Genomic DNA, 14,010 nt, shown 5'->3' with positions numbered 1-14,010 from the left:
ACAAGGTTATTAATTTAAAACCCACCCGAGGCAGGAAGCAGACTGGTGTCTGAGGTCGTCTCATAAGCGACCTATGGTGGGTTCGATCCCCACTCCTGCTACTTTAGAACCTGCGAAGGGTCTAAAACAATGGGGGCGTAGCTCAGTTGGTTAGAGCATCTGCTTGTCACGCAGAAGGTCGCCGGTTCGAGCCCGGTCGCTCCCGCATTTATATCATCTCCAAGTCCTCTAACGCCTTTTGATAGATTTCTATCGCTCTTTTGGCTTGGGGACGGGTTAGTTGGAAATCGGGTTCATGGACGACGCGGTTGCGGACGCGGTGCGCTTGCCAGACCTCGTCAATGTTGGATAGTTGGGCGGCGGTAATTTTTTTAAGCCGCTCCCCCATATCATCTCCGACATAGCCGATTTTTTTGAGCAAGTCGTCCAAAATTTTATCCGCTTCAATCACTGCCAGCTTATAACTGCTCTCATCTTTCTTTTCTATTTTTTCCAAAACCGATTCCCATTCTTTGCTGACAACTTTCGTTGATTTGCCCGCGGACGAAACGCTTCCCGCTACTAATTCCAATGATTTTTTAACGCTTTTTCTTAATCGGAATGTTAAGAAGAAAATAATAAAAAGGAGCAAAGCAGAAATAAGAACAGAAATTACTTTCAAAATCAAAAGATTTTCCTCCCAGTCGGAAGAAAGAAAGTAGTCATTGATTTTTTCCTGAATTTTAAGAAGTTTTGTAAGCATAAATTTTTATTTGGGGACAGTCCCTGTTGCGGGGACTGTCCCCAAATTCTCATAAGCGCGCGCTATTTTAAAAATATCATTTTCTCCAAATTGTTTACCTATAATTTGCATGCCTATCGGCAAAGGACTGTTGCTTTTAATAGGAATAGAGATAGCGGGTAAACCAGCTAAGTTCGCGGAAATTGTGTAAATATCCGAAAGATACATTGAAACAGGGTCGGCTATTTTCTGCCCGATTTTGAAAGCGGGCGTGGGCGCGGTCGGCGTGATTAAAACATCTACTTTTTCAAACGCCTTCAAGAAGTCGTTCTTAATTAAAGTTCTCACTTTTTGCGCTTTAAGATAATAAGCGTCGTAATAGCCAGCCGACAAAACATAAGTCCCGAGCATAATTCTTCTTTTGACTTCATCGCCAAATCCCTTTTGTCGCGTTTTTAAGTATCCACCCAATAAATCTTTGTCAATTTCCGAAAGCCCGTATTTAATTCCATCATAACGGGCTAAATTAGAAGACGCTTCGGCGGGCATAATAATATAGTAAACGGGCAAGGCGTATTCGGTGTGAGGCAAACTTATTTCCACAATTTCAAATCCCATTTTCTCGTATTGAGAAATTGCCCCCCTCACCGCCTCCTCCACTGCCGAGTCAATCCCCGCCACAAAATATTCCTTAGGAATTCCTATCTTAAGATTGGAAACCGAGTTTCCGGCGGAAACTTGGTTTCCGAAATTAAAACTCGTCGCGTCCATTTCGTCTCTACCATTAATCGCCTCAAAAATAATCTGACAATCCTCGGTCGTTTTCGCGAGCGGTCCGATTTGGTCCAAAGAAGAAGCGAAAGCGATGAGCCCATAACGAGAAACCGAGCCATAAGTCGGCTTTAATCCGGCCACCCCGCAAAAAGAAGCTGGCTGGCGGATAGAACCGCCTGTGTCAGAACCCAACGCGTAAATACACTGGTCATCGGCGACAGCCGCCGCGGACCCGCCCGAACTTCCGCCTGGAACACGACTCAAATCGCGCGGATTTTTAGTCGGACCAAACGCCGAATTCTCGGTTGAAGACCCCATCGCGAATTCATCCAAATTTGTTTTGCCAACAAAAACCGCGCCTTGTTTTTTAAGTTTTTTAATAACTGTCGCGTCATAAGGCGCGATGTAATTTTCCAAAATTTTTGAGGCGGCCGTACACTGAACGCCGTCAATCATGATATTATCCTTAATCGCGGCAGGAATGCCCGCCAAAAGACCAATTTCTTCGTTATTAGCAATCATTTTGTCCACCTTTTTGGCTTGCGTCAACGCCATTTCTTCGGTCAAGACCAAATAGGCGTTAATTTCTTGATTACGCCTTTTAATCTGCCCCAAAACCGCCTCGGTCAGTTCCACCGAAGAAAATTCCTTCTTCAAAAGGCCTTGATGAGCTTCTTTAATTGTAAGTTGATTGAGATTCATAATATCGCTTTTACTTTCACATATCCATCTTTCGTTTCTGGCGCCGCGTTCAATAATTTTTCTCTTTCCCTTTCGCGCTTCACTCTCCCTTTATCCTCGCGGACAACATTTTCCAACCCCGTCACCTGCGCGGTTGGCTCAATTTTATCCGTCTTGACTTGATTCAATTTATCAACAAACTCTAAAACAGCCGAAAGTTCCCCGGCAAATTTTTCCTTTTCATCCTGGCTCACTCCCAACCGAGCCAGCCCAGCCACATATTCAACTTCTTTTTTTGTGATTTTCATAACATTCTTAAAAACTCCTTCTCGTTAATAATCTTCACTCTTAACTTCTCCGCTTTGGCGTATTTTGAGCCGGGATTTTTTCCAGCGACAACAAAGTCGGTTTTTGGGGAAATTGAACTAGAAACACTTCCGCCCATTTCCCTGATTTTCTCTTTCGCTTCTTCTCTAGTGTATTTTTCCATCTCGCCCGTTAAAACGAATGTTTTTCCTTTAAATTTTAAATTCGCTTGCCGAGGCGCGAGCGCTTCAACTTCAATCCTATAACGATTCAACTCTTTAAGCAAATTGATATTCCGTTTATCTCTAAACCAAGCATATATCTCTTCCCCCCCCACTTCTCCGATGCCGTGGATGTTTTCCAAATCCTCAAGCGACCGACTCTGAAAAAAATCCATCAAGTTCTTGGTATTTTTAACCTTCGCGCCAGAGTCCTGAATTAGACGCGTTAATAAAAGCGCTGTTTCTTCGCCAACATAGCGAATGCCAAACGCGAAAATTAATTTAGGAAGCGCGATTTTTTTGCTTTTCTCAATCGCATCTACTAAATTATCGGCTGATTTCTCGGCGAACCTCTCTAAAGGAATTAAATCGCCCCGCTCCAAAGAAAAAATATCAGATGGCTCGGAAACCATCCCTTCATCCATTAATTGATTGACTATCTTTATCCCCAGCCCGTCAATATTAAAGCCCTTTTTTGAAACAAAATGCGCTAGCCGCTCTTTTTGTTGAGCGCCGCAATTCTTGCCAACGCAACGATGCGCCACTTCGCCCTCGGAACGGATAACCGCCGAACCGCAAGCGGGACAAGTTTTTGGCATTTTAAATTTTTTCTCATCGCCCGTTCGCAAATTTTTAATTACTTCCGTGATATGAGGAATGACATCACCCGCGCGCTGGACAATTACCGTGTCGCCGATTTTGACATCCAACTTTTTAATTTCATCCTCATTATGCAAGGTCGCCCGAGTAATCAAAGCGCCTCCAATTTTGACTGGCTTTAGTAAAGCGACTGGCGTTAAAACGCCTGTCCTGCCCACTTGGATAATAATATCCTCAACAATAGTCGTCCCTTCTTCCGCCGCGAACTTGAAAGCGATCGCGCCCCTCGGCGCTTTCCCGACCGCGCCCAATTTAGAAAAAACTTCGTTGCTGTTAACGCTCACAACAATTCCGTCAATTTGATAGGCGAGTTTGCTTCTTTCTTTATCAATTTCCCGCCAAAGATTAACAACTTCCGATAAATCAGAACAATATTTATCCTTCCCGACCTTAAATCCCAAAGCGCGCGCGATTTGATGTTTGTCTTGATGCGTTTTTTGACCCAAATCGGTCATGACATCATAGGCCAAAAAATTCAATTTTCGGGAGGCGGCGATTTTCGGGTCCAACTGCCGAATGCTTCCCGCCGCCGTATTGCGCGGGTTGGCGTAAAGAGGCAGACCACTTTTGGCGCGTTCTTGATTAGCGGCCTCAAACGCTTTTTTTGACATATAGACCTCGCCGCGGATAATGATTTCTCCCTTCTCAATCAACGCCTTGGTTTTTTTCTCAATTTCAGGCGAAGAAAAATCCTGGCGAATTTCTAACTTCAAAGGAATGGAAAAAATTGTTTTCAAATTCTGCGTCACATCCTCGCCCACCTTCCCGTCCCCGCGCGTGGCTCCCTGAAAAAAAACTCCATCTTTGTAAATCAAACTCACGGCGAAACCGTCCACTTTTAATTCTGAAAAATAATCTATCTTTTGGGCGGGCGCCAATTTCTGAATCCTCTCCCGCCACTCATCCAATTCCTCATCCGAAAAAACATCTTCCAAAGAAAGCATGGGCAAGTTATGACGGACTTTTTCAAACTTATCCAACGCCTTCCCACCCACCCTCTGCGTCGGCGAATCGGAAGTAATTAAATCCGGATACAACCGCTCCAACTCCGCCAATTCATGCTTCAAAGAATCCAAAGCCGCGTCGCTCATAACAGGCGCGTCCAAAACATGATACCGATACCGATGCTCATTAATCACATCCCGCAATTTGGCTATTCTCTCTCGGGCTTGTTGTTTATCCATACCTTTATTATATCCTAAAACTATCTATTTTCAAGAAATCAATTTTGGAGTAATAGTGTGTTAGACCTCGTGTGTTAAATTAAAAAGGTCAGACCTTTCCATTAGTTTGTCACTAAATAATAAGCAGTCGCGAGAATGTCGTTTTGAAAGGTCTGACCTTTTTAATTCAGTCCCCAAACAACCATTTTTCAAGAAATGTCAATCTTTGCGGGAGGGGGTGGAGGTGGTATACTAATTTTATGTCCTTCACTCATCTTCATGTTCACTCGCACTATTCTCTTTTGGACGGGCTCGCTAAAATCGGGCCTTTGTTGGATATGTGTCAGGAGTTGAAGATGCCTTCTATCGCTTTAACCGACCATGGCTCTATGTATGGGCTGGTTGAATTTTATCGGGAAGCGAAAAAGAGAGGAATTCGTCCAATTTTAGGAAACGAAATGTATATTGCGCCCAATGGAATGTTCCAAAAAAGGCCGAATATTGATAATAAATCGTATCACTTGGTTTTGTTGGTTAAAAACGAAGAGGGCTATCGCAATTTAGTTAAACTGACGACCAAAGCGTATTTAGAGGGCTTCTATTACAAGCCGCGCGTTGACAAAGAACTTCTTAAAAAACATAGCAAAGGGTTAATCGCCCTTTCCGCCTGTATTGTCGGAGAAATTCCTCGGACAATTATCAACGGCCACTTGGACGAGGCGGAAAAATTGGCGCTTGAATATCAGGAAATATTTGGCGCGGGCAATTTCTATTTAGAAATCCAAAACCATCCTGATTTACCTGAACAAAGAATCGCCAACGATGGAATAATTAAAATCGCGCGAAAAAACAATATCCCCTTGGTCGCGACGAACGATGTTCACTATATCAAACCCGAAGACGCCGAAGCGCAGGATGTTTTGATGAGCATCCAAATGGACAAGAAAATGGACGATGGAAACCGTCTCTCTATGAAAGAAAACGATTTTTCCTTGCGGCCGATTGAGCGAATGGTCGCGGATTTCAAAGACACGCCTGACGCGATTTCTAATACCCAAAAAATTGTCCAGCAGTGCGATTTTGGATTTGTCCTTGATACAATTCAACTCCCCTCTTTTGAAGTTCCCAAAGGAGAAACGCCCGACGGCGTTTTGGAAAAAACTTGCCGCCAAGAATTGAAGACCCGCTATCCGGACGGAACAAGCAAAGAGATTATAGAACGGCTTGATTACGAATTGAAAATCATCAACAAAATGGGTTTTGCTTCATATTTCCTGATCGTCTGTGATTTCGTGGACTGGGCGAAGGAGCAAGGAATCGGAGTCGGCCCAGGCAGGGGTTCAGCCGCGGGCTCGCTTATCGCCTTTTTGCTTGGCATTACAGAAATTGACCCGCTTAAATACAATTTGCTTTTTGAACGGTTTTTAAATCCCGAGCGCGTTTCAATGCCTGATATTGACTTGGATTTCGCCGACGACCGCCGCAACGAAGTCATTGAATATGTCGCGAAAAAATATGGGCAAAACCATGTCGCCCAAATTATTACTTTTGGGACGATGGCGGCGCGCGGCTCTATCCGCGATGTCGGACGCGCCCTTGATTACCCTTACATCGTTTGCGACCAAACGGCGAAAATGGTTCCCTTTGGCTTGTCGCTCAAAGAGGCCGTTTATGAATCGCAAGAACTTCACAAAGCGTACGAGTCAGACCCGCAAATTAAACGGCTGATTGATATGGCGATGAAACTTGAAGGGGTTGTCCGCCACGCCTCAACCCACGCTGCCGGGGTTGTGATTACGAAAGAACCGCTTGATGATATGGTTCCCTGCCAACGCTCCGGCAAAGATGACCAAACGATCGTGACACAATATGAAATGCACGCGATTGAACAATTAGGCCTCTTAAAAATGGATTTTCTCGGGTTAAAAACTTTGACGATTATTCAAAACGCGCTTCGACAAATTAAAGAATTAATCGGAAAAGATATTGATTTGGCTAATATCCCCATGGACGACGAAGAAACATTCAAGGTCTTTCAGGAAGCAAACACGACTGGCGTCTTCCAATTGGAATCAAACGGAATGAAGAGATATTTAAGAGAATTAAAGCCAACCCAATTTGAGGATATTGTCGCTATGGTCGCGCTTTACCGCCCCGGTCCAATGGAATTTATCCCCGACTTCATCGCCCGCAAGCATGGACTAAAAGAAGTCAGATACATCCACCCACTCCTTGAACCAATCCTAAAAAACACTTACGGCGTTTGTGTTACTGGCGACTCTTTTGTCCAAGAAGCAAATCCTGGCGGAATATTGCGCATAGACGAAGCGATTGGTTCTTCTAAGCAACTTTATGTTCAATCATGGAACGGAAAATCTTTCGTCAAAAAGAAAATTATTAATAAATTTATTAACGGGATAAAAAATGTTTATGAAATTCGATTGCGAACAGGAAAACAAATCAAAGCTACTGCCGACCATGAATTTTTAACTCCGGATGGATGGAAAAAATTAAAAAATCTGGAAAAGGGCGACTTTATCATGACCCCTAAAAAACTTTTTTCCGGAATAAAGAAATTCAACGAAGACAAACTCAAGGTTTTGGCATATTTAATCGCCGACGGCGCTCTGTCAAACCATAATTCGTGCTATTTAGTTAATAAAGACGAAAAAATATTAAACGATTTCAAAAAACGCGCTAACGCCTTTGATAATCTAAAAATCACATTCAGCGAACATATTAGAGGCGTCAAGCGCGCCAATCCATCAAAGAAAATTACCACCAAATACCATCAACCTAATAGTTTGTTGGAATGGATGAGAGAGTTGGGGTTGAAAGATAAAAAAGGCGGCAAAAAGTCAGTTGACAAATTTATACCAAAATTTGTCTTTGAATTAGATAATCAATGTATCGCGGCGTTTTTAGCGACTTTTTGGGACTGCGATGGCGGGATATCGCTAAAATCCGCCTATCTAACCGCGATTTCCAAAAGAATTATTTACGATCTCCAAACTCTTTTATTAAAATTAGGCATCAACAGTCATATCTACAGAGTGGAAAAATATAAAAACCAGCGCGATGAGATGATACAATCTTATCGGATAATTATTTACAATTTGCGAGAATTCTATAATCAAATAGGCCATCTAATGATAACTGATAAGAAAAAACGACTTGCTGAATATTTAAAGCGACCAATAGAAGATTGCAAGGAATTTGTTCCGAGAAAACCGTTTCTTAAAAAAATTATTGAATATCAAAAAAAATATTCCATTTCGCAACGATCTCTCTCAAATATTTTGAAGATAAGTCGAAAGGGATTTTTTGGCAAAGAAGGAAAAATAAAAAATCGCTTAAATTTGCAAGTAGCGAATAAAATCGCTTATTTCCTTAAAGATAAAGAATTAATAAATCTATGCCAAAACAAACATGCGAGATGGGAAGACATTGCTTCTATTCGGCGTAAAGGAAAAGAAAATGTTTATGATTTAGAAGTGGAAGGAACACATAATTTTATTGCCAACAACATTATTGTACACAATTGCGTATATCAAGAACAGTTGATGAGAATCGCGCGCGATTTGTCGCTTTTTACTCCGGCTGAGGCGGATACGCTTCGCAAAGCGGTTGGAAAGAAAATTAAGAAACTTTTGGACGAGCAAGCGAAGAAAATGATTGACGGAATGATTAAGAATAATATCAGCCGTCAAATCGCCGAAAAGGTCTGGCAGATGGTAGAACCGTTCGCTGGCTATGGATTTAACGCCGCCCATGCGACTTGCTACGCCCTAATCGGCTACCAAACCGCCTATCTTAAAGCCCACTACCCAACCGAATTTATGGCGGCCGTCATGACCTCCGACCAAAACGATATTGAAAGAATTTCTTTTTTGGTTGATGAATGTAACCAAATAGGCGTCAAAGTTTTACCTCCTGACATTAATGAAAGTAACCACGATTTCACCAAGGCGGGAGATAGAATCATTAGGTTTGGTTTAAAAGCGGTCAAAAATGTGGGTGATAATGTCGTTCATGCTATTGTTGAAGAAAGAAAAACAAACGGCGCCTTCAAATCAATCACCGATTTCTTGGAAAGAGTTAATTCAAAAGACCTTAATAAGAAATCGCTGGAAAGTTTGGTTAAATGCGGCGCGTTTGACGCCTTTGGAGAAAGAAATCAACTTTTGAACGCTGTTGAAATGATGTTAAATTTGGCGCGCGAATCGCAAAAAAACAAAGCGAACGGACAAATCAGTTTGTTTAGCGACCAACCAATGGTCGCGCCGTCTTTCAAATTGCCGTCCGCCCCTCCCGCGGAAAAAAAAGAACTGCTTGGTTGGGAAAAAGAACTGCTCGGTTTGTATATTTCCGAACACCCCCTTAAAGCGTATCAAAAACAATTGGCGGGAAAAACTATAAAATGCCAGAGTATTTCCAAAAACCACGCTGGCACTAGAATTAAAGTCGGAGGTATTATTAACCGTATTAAAAGAATTAATACGCGAACAGGACAACCGATGCTTTTTGTTGAAATTGAGGATATGACTGGACGAATAGAAGCGTTGGTTTTCCCAAGCGTCCTTGCGAAAAACCCCGATATCTGGCAAGAAGAGACGATTGTCCTTCTTGGAGGTCGTCTAAGCGACCGAAACGACGACTTGAAGATACTTTGCGATAGTGTTAAAGTAATAGAGTAAATTATGTTTAAACTACTAAAAATTGAAATCATTCGCCATTCTTTGGCTCATATTCTCGCCGCGGCTGTTCAAAAACTTTATCCGGAGGCGAAGTTTGGCATTGGTCCAATTATTGAAAACGGATTTTATTATGATATAGATTTTACGGGGACAGATTTTACGGGGACAGTCCCCGCAAAGCAGGGACTGTCCCCTGATGACCTGCCTAAGATAGAAAAAGCGATGAGAGGACTAATTCAAAGAGGCGTAAAATTTGAAAAAGAAGAATTAAACGCTGAAGAAGCAATTAAATTATTCAAAAAATTAAAACAGCCGTATAAGGTGGAATTGATTCAAGATTTAGAAAAGGTCACTATCTACAAGACCGGCGACTTCACTGACCTTTGTCTTGGCCCTCATGTTTCTTCAACTAAAGAAATTAAATTAGACACTTTTAAATTAACGAAAATCGCCGGCGCTTATTGGAGAGGCGACGAAAAAAATAAAATGCTGACGCGGATTTACGGCATCGCCTTTGAAAGCAAAAAAGAATTGGACGAATATCAAGCGATGGTGGAAGAAGCGAAAAAGAGAGACCATCGAAAATTAGGCAAAGAATTAGATTTATTTGTTTTTTCCGATTTGGTTGGTCCAGGATTGCCTTTATTCACGCCTAAGGGGGTAATTATAATTGACGAATTAAAAAAACATATTGAATCGGTTTGTAGAAATTACGGTTTTGAAAAAGTAATGACTCCTCATTTGGCCAAAATAGAATTATTTGAACTTTCGGGACACGCCAAAAAATTCAGCGAAGAACTTTTTCATGTCACTTCGGAAAAAGGACATAAATTCGCCATGAAGCCGGTTCAATGCCCTCATCAAACGCAGATTTACGCTTCAAGGACAAGGTCTTATCGCGATTTACCGATCAGATATATGGAATCAGAGAAACAATACCGAGCCGAAAAAACGGGGGAAGTCGGTGGCTTAAATAGAGTTTACGCGATTACAGTTGAAGACGGACATTCTTTTTGTAAAATTGACCAAGTTAAAGATGAAATTAAAAATATGGTCAATATTATTAAAGAATTCTATACCGCCTTGGGTCTTTGGGAGAACCATTGGGTGTCTTTGTCGTTAAGGGACTATGACCACCCCGAAAAATATATAGGAGATTCAAAGGATTGGGATAAATGTGAAAAAATCTTGGCTGAAGTCGCCGACGAAATGAAATTAGACGCAAAAAGGATGGAAGGTGAAGCCGCTTTATATGGGCCAAAACTTGATTTTATGTTCAAGGATTCATTGGGCAAAGAAATACAAATTCCGACCGTTCAGTTGGATTTTGCCACGCCCAAACGCTTTGATTTGACTTATATCGACGAGAAAGGCAGAGAAGTAAACCCCGTTATGGTTCATCGCGCCATCCTTGGGTCTTATGAGAGATTTTTAGCGTTATTGATTGAACATTTTGCGGGCGCCTTCCCTGTTTGGCTCGCTCCCGTCCAAGCGCGAATTATCCCCATCAGCGAGAAATTCAACAAATACGCCAAGGAGGTCGCCAAACAATTAAAGAAAGAAAATATCCGCGTTGAAATTGACGAGAGCGACGAAACGCTTGGCAAAAAAATTCGCGCAGGCGAAACGCAAAAAATCCCCTACCTCCTTATCGTCGGCGAAAAAGAAGAAAAATCAAAAACCATCGCCCCCCGCCAAAGACAAAAAGGCAATCTCGGCGCGATGGAAGTTGGGAAGTTTATTGAGAAAATGAGGGAAGAGATTGAGGGGAAGAAGTAGTTTAAGGCAGGGTTTGGGGGCTGCCCCCGTTGCGGGGGCAGCCCCCGTTTTAATCCCAAGGGGACAGTCCCCGGAATAAAAAAAGCCACTCTTCTTTATAAAGAGCGGCTTTTTTTGTTTTTGAAAAGGTTAAAAGATAAAAGGTACAAGGTTAAGAAACTGCCCGACGAGCGCGCAAAAAGCCACCGCGACGGTCAGGAGAGCGCCAGCCGACCTCGAGCCTGCCACCGTACCAGTCGACACCCGGCACATGGCCATCAGAATAGCGCGAACCCGCGCAAAGAGTAACATTATCTCTATCTAAGTGTTTGCCAGTTTCTTTGAAATACTTGAGCTCGTGAATGAGTCGCTCTTCCAAAGTAATGCCTGGAATGTTTTTGTTTTTTAGGTCGTCAGCAGATAGATTTTTTAATTCTTCATCCGCTTCAACTCTGTCTCTGACCCAAATGGCGTAGGCGCCATTTTTGGCTGTTCTTTCGGATTCTACAATTTCATCCAAATTCTTGTCTGTCCATTTCCAACAGGGGAATAGTTCTTCGCATTTGTCGTAGAGCAATTGCGGTGTCATTTCTTTCGCCACGATAATCAGATGGTCAAAACCTTTTTGCTTGTTTGGAATTTGCAGGTTTGAAAAATCTGCTTCAATTCCAAGTTCGCTGTAGAAGTTTCGCCAGTCAACAATTAAAGCCGGAATGTTTGGTTTCTCCTTAAAAACTATTACTTTTCGCCCCTCAATAAGCATCTGTAAGCCTTGATTTACATCTTCTGGATTTAAGGCACCCTTGAAAAACCTATTTTCCAGTTCTCGCCGCCTTTTGTGAAAAATCTTCTCTTGTTCGTCTGTAACAACAAATTTTCTCGTCGTCATAACAAACCTCCTTTATCCAATTTTTAAGATACAATTTTCCGCTGAAAATCAGCAGACCCTACTTGTGTAAAATTATATGTTATCTTTCGTTATTTGTCAAATTTTTTAGATGTTTGGGGACGATGAATGGGGGCTGCCCCCGTTGCGGGGGCAGCCCCCATTTTAATCCCAAGGGGACAGTCCCCTCTGGGGGACTGTCCCCGGAACCTTATTCTGTAAGCACCCTCGCCCCTCTTTCTGTTACGGCAATGGTATGTTCGAAGTGGGCGGAGATGCTGTTGTCGGCTGTTTGGTAGACAAAGCCATCGGGGCCCTTTTTTATTTTCGGCTTTCCTATGGTGAGCATTGGCTCAATCGCCAGAACCATGCCGACTTTTAATTCGGGTCCTTTGTGTCTTTGTCCGAAATTGGGAATTTCCGGGTCTTCGTGGAGGCGGCGACCGATGCCGTGTCCGCAGAGTTCACGGACGACTTGAAACCCCTGTCCTTCAGCGTGACTTTGGACCGCTTGGGCGATATCGCCAATTGTTTTGCCCTGTTTAACCCTGCCAATCGCTCTTTTGAGCGATTTTTTAGTCGCTTTAATTAAACGGCCAACTTCCGGGTCAATCGCGCCAACCGGAACTGTCGCCGCCATATCGGAATAAAAATCATTGTAAAGAATACCCAAGTCCAAACTTAGAATATCTCCCTCAACCAATTTTCTGCCAGAAGGAACGCCGTGAACAATTTGTTCGTTAATTGAAGCGCACAAAGCGGCGGGAAAGCCCCGATAGCCCTTAAAAGCCGGCTTGGCGCCGGCGTTTGAAATAAGTTTCTCCGCGAGATTGTCCAATTCTTTGGTCGTTATCCCCGGTTCAACCTTGTTTTTCAATTCCCTAATAATCCCAGCCAAAATCTTGCCTGCTTGAGTCATTATTTCAATTTCTTGAGGTGTTTTTATGGAGATCATAGTAGTTTTCTTATATCCTCATAAACCTTCTCTATGGTTTGTTCGCCGTTGATTCTAATTAAAGCGCCTCTTTTTTCGTAGTAGTCAACTACTGGCTGGACATCTTTTTTGTAATAATCAAGACGGGCTTGAATCGCCTCGGGTTTGTCGTCGGAACGCGTTTCTAATTCTCCGCCGCATTTATCGCATTTTTTTAAATTCTTAAGGTCGTCCACCCAGGGAATAATCCGTCTGCAATCTTTGCAGACGCGCCTTTTAGTCAAACGCCCAAACGCTTCTTCTTCTGAAATATCTATTAAAAAAACTTTGATGTCTTTCCATTCATACCACTCAAAAACATCGTCCATTAGTTTCGCTTCCGCCAGCGCGCGCGGGCTTCCGTCAATAATGAGACCTTCTAAAACATTTTTGTTTTTTATTTCCTCAACTTTCGCGCTCCAAATTTGAAACATTAAAAAGGACGGCGCTAGTTCGCCGTCTTTTAAGACCTTTCTTAATTTTAACCCCGAAAAATCGTTATCTTTCGCCCTCTCTCGCAACAAATCTCCACTGCTTAAATAATCAAAACCAAACTCCTCCCGCAAACGAGTCGCCTGCGTTCCCTTGCCGCACCCCGAACGGCCGAATAGAATAATAATTTTAGGTCGGTTTGACATTTTAACGCTTGAATTTAATTAAATCATTTTTAGAAATACCGACTTGCCTTAAAATGCTTATAATTGTTCCCTTGGGAATATCTTTATTTTTAAATGGGACAGTGACCATTTTGCTATTAAGCGAATGACGAAAAATAAAATGACTTCCCGTGGAATGATCTATTTCAAAACCTTTTTCTTTGAGAATTTTGATTAGTTTCTTGGAAGTCAAAACAGGCAATTTAGACATAATTAAGCGCAAGCGAGATTTCGCTTTATATCTGAAATTTCCAAATCAACAGAACCAATAAAATCGTTTTCATCGCTTGGAATTGGTTCGTTGTGTTTTTTTAAACTGACTAAATATCCTTTTATCGCGTCTTCTGCCATTTTTTTTGCTTCTTTTAAATTCTTACCATAAGTAACACACCCAGGCAAACTAGGAACGGTCACCGTAAATCCGCCTTCTGGTTCTGGGCGCAAAATAATATTATATGAAAATTTTCTATCGCGCATAATTTCTTTATTATTCTTATTCTAATTCCAGCCCAAA

11 protein-coding genes and 2 tRNA genes are annotated in these 14,010 nt (G+C 42.3%); 4 read left to right on the top strand and 9 right to left on the bottom strand.

Annotated features, from left to right (window positions below):
* Positions 1-29 precede the first annotated feature (29 nt).
* Together KKF19_02285 and KKF19_02280 are read left to right on the top strand one after the other, a co-directional pair.
* Positions 30-101: transfer RNA gene (locus KKF19_02285), tRNA-Met, on the top strand.
* Positions 102-131: 30 nt separating this feature from the next.
* Positions 132-205: transfer RNA gene (locus KKF19_02280), tRNA-Asp, on the top strand.
* Positions 206-208: 3 nt separating this feature from the next.
* Here KKF19_02280 and KKF19_02275 read toward each other — a convergent pair.
* The 4 genes from KKF19_02275 to ligA are packed head-to-tail and all read right to left on the bottom strand — an operon-like array spanning position 209 to position 4,547.
* Positions 209-742: a hypothetical protein gene (locus tag KKF19_02275; GenBank protein ID MBU2579764.1), complete on the bottom strand. Its 534-nt coding sequence runs from the start codon at positions 740-742 to the stop codon at positions 209-211.
* A gap of 6 nt (positions 743-748) precedes the next feature.
* The gene (gatA, locus tag KKF19_02270) at positions 749-2,197 is read right to left on the bottom strand and encodes an Asp-tRNA(Asn)/Glu-tRNA(Gln) amidotransferase subunit GatA (GenBank protein ID MBU2579763.1); all 1,449 of its coding nucleotides are present in this window, start codon (positions 2,195-2,197) and stop codon (positions 749-751) included.
* Positions 2,194-2,484: an Asp-tRNA(Asn)/Glu-tRNA(Gln) amidotransferase subunit GatC gene (gene gatC / locus KKF19_02265; GenBank protein ID MBU2579762.1), complete on the bottom strand. Its 291-nt coding sequence runs from the start codon at positions 2,482-2,484 to the stop codon at positions 2,194-2,196. Before gatC ends, gatA begins: the two co-directional genes overlap by 4 nt.
* On the bottom strand, positions 2,481-4,547 hold the full coding sequence (gene ligA / locus KKF19_02260) for an NAD-dependent DNA ligase LigA (protein MBU2579761.1): 2,067 nt from the start codon (positions 4,545-4,547) through the stop codon (positions 2,481-2,483). Before ligA ends, gatC begins: the two co-directional genes overlap by 4 nt.
* Positions 4,548-4,786: 239 nt before the next feature.
* On the opposite strand from ligA, the gene dnaE reads away from it, so the two are divergent.
* Entirely contained in the window at positions 4,787-9,223 is a 4,437-nt protein-coding gene (gene dnaE, locus KKF19_02255) for a DNA polymerase III subunit alpha (GenBank protein MBU2579760.1), read from the top strand.
* Between the two features lie 3 nt (positions 9,224-9,226).
* Positions 9,227-11,002, top strand: a complete 1,776-nt coding sequence (thrS, locus tag KKF19_02250; protein ID MBU2579759.1) for a threonine--tRNA ligase — start codon at positions 9,227-9,229, stop codon at positions 11,000-11,002.
* A 151-nt stretch (positions 11,003-11,153) separates the two neighbouring features.
* On the opposite strand, the gene KKF19_02245 is transcribed toward thrS, so the two are convergent.
* The 5 genes from KKF19_02245 to KKF19_02225 form a co-directional block, all read right to left on the bottom strand.
* Positions 11,154-11,870 (bottom strand): hypothetical protein, encoded by a 717-nt coding sequence (locus KKF19_02245; GenBank protein ID MBU2579758.1) that lies wholly within the window; start codon positions 11,868-11,870, stop codon positions 11,154-11,156.
* 208 nt (positions 11,871-12,078) lie between these two features.
* Positions 12,079-12,822, bottom strand: a complete 744-nt coding sequence (gene map, locus KKF19_02240; protein ID MBU2579757.1) for a type I methionyl aminopeptidase — start codon at positions 12,820-12,822, stop codon at positions 12,079-12,081.
* Positions 12,819-13,478, bottom strand: a complete 660-nt coding sequence (locus KKF19_02235) for a nucleoside monophosphate kinase (GenBank protein MBU2579756.1) — start codon at positions 13,476-13,478, stop codon at positions 12,819-12,821. The genes map and KKF19_02235 overlap by 4 nt, the downstream gene beginning before the upstream one ends.
* Position 13,479: 1 nt before the next feature.
* Entirely contained in the window at positions 13,480-13,689 is a 210-nt protein-coding gene (locus tag KKF19_02230) for a type II toxin-antitoxin system HicA family toxin (GenBank protein MBU2579755.1), read from the bottom strand.
* Positions 13,690-13,709: 20 nt separating this feature from the next.
* Positions 13,710-13,973, bottom strand: coding sequence for a type II toxin-antitoxin system HicB family antitoxin (locus KKF19_02225; protein MBU2579754.1), 264 nt, complete (start codon positions 13,971-13,973; stop codon positions 13,710-13,712).
* Between the last annotated feature and the right edge of the window lie 37 nt (positions 13,974-14,010).

Source organism: Patescibacteria group bacterium (assembly GCA_018830295.1).
GTDB lineage: Bacteria > Patescibacteriota > Minisyncoccia > Portnoybacterales > UBA2143 > JAHJSM01.
This window is presented reverse-complemented; position numbering and strand designations above follow the sequence as displayed.

What these genes read in the sequence shown, in the direction of transcription:
- gatA (MBU2579763.1), bottom strand. Translation starts at nt 2,197, where the DNA reads ATGAATCTCAATCAACTTACAATTAAAGAAGCTCATCAAGGCCTTTTG.
- KKF19_02225 (MBU2579754.1), bottom strand. Translation starts at nt 13,973, where the DNA reads ATGCGCGATAGAAAATTTTCATATAATATTATTTTGCGCCCAGAACCA.
- map (MBU2579757.1), bottom strand. Translation starts at nt 12,822, where the DNA reads ATGATCTCCATAAAAACACCTCAAGAAATTGAAATAATGACTCAAGCA.
- KKF19_02235 (MBU2579756.1), bottom strand. Translation starts at nt 13,478, where the DNA reads ATGTCAAACCGACCTAAAATTATTATTCTATTCGGCCGTTCGGGGTGC.
- gatC (MBU2579762.1), bottom strand. Translation starts at nt 2,484, where the DNA reads ATGAAAATCACAAAAAAAGAAGTTGAATATGTGGCTGGGCTGGCTCGG.
- KKF19_02275 (MBU2579764.1), bottom strand. Translation starts at nt 742, where the DNA reads ATGCTTACAAAACTTCTTAAAATTCAGGAAAAAATCAATGACTACTTT.
- KKF19_02245 (MBU2579758.1), bottom strand. Translation starts at nt 11,870, where the DNA reads ATGACGACGAGAAAATTTGTTGTTACAGACGAACAAGAGAAGATTTTT.
- ligA (MBU2579761.1), bottom strand. Translation starts at nt 4,547, where the DNA reads ATGGATAAACAACAAGCCCGAGAGAGAATAGCCAAATTGCGGGATGTG.
- thrS (MBU2579759.1), top strand. Translation starts at nt 9,227, where the DNA reads ATGTTTAAACTACTAAAAATTGAAATCATTCGCCATTCTTTGGCTCAT.
- dnaE (MBU2579760.1), top strand. Translation starts at nt 4,787, where the DNA reads ATGTCCTTCACTCATCTTCATGTTCACTCGCACTATTCTCTTTTGGAC.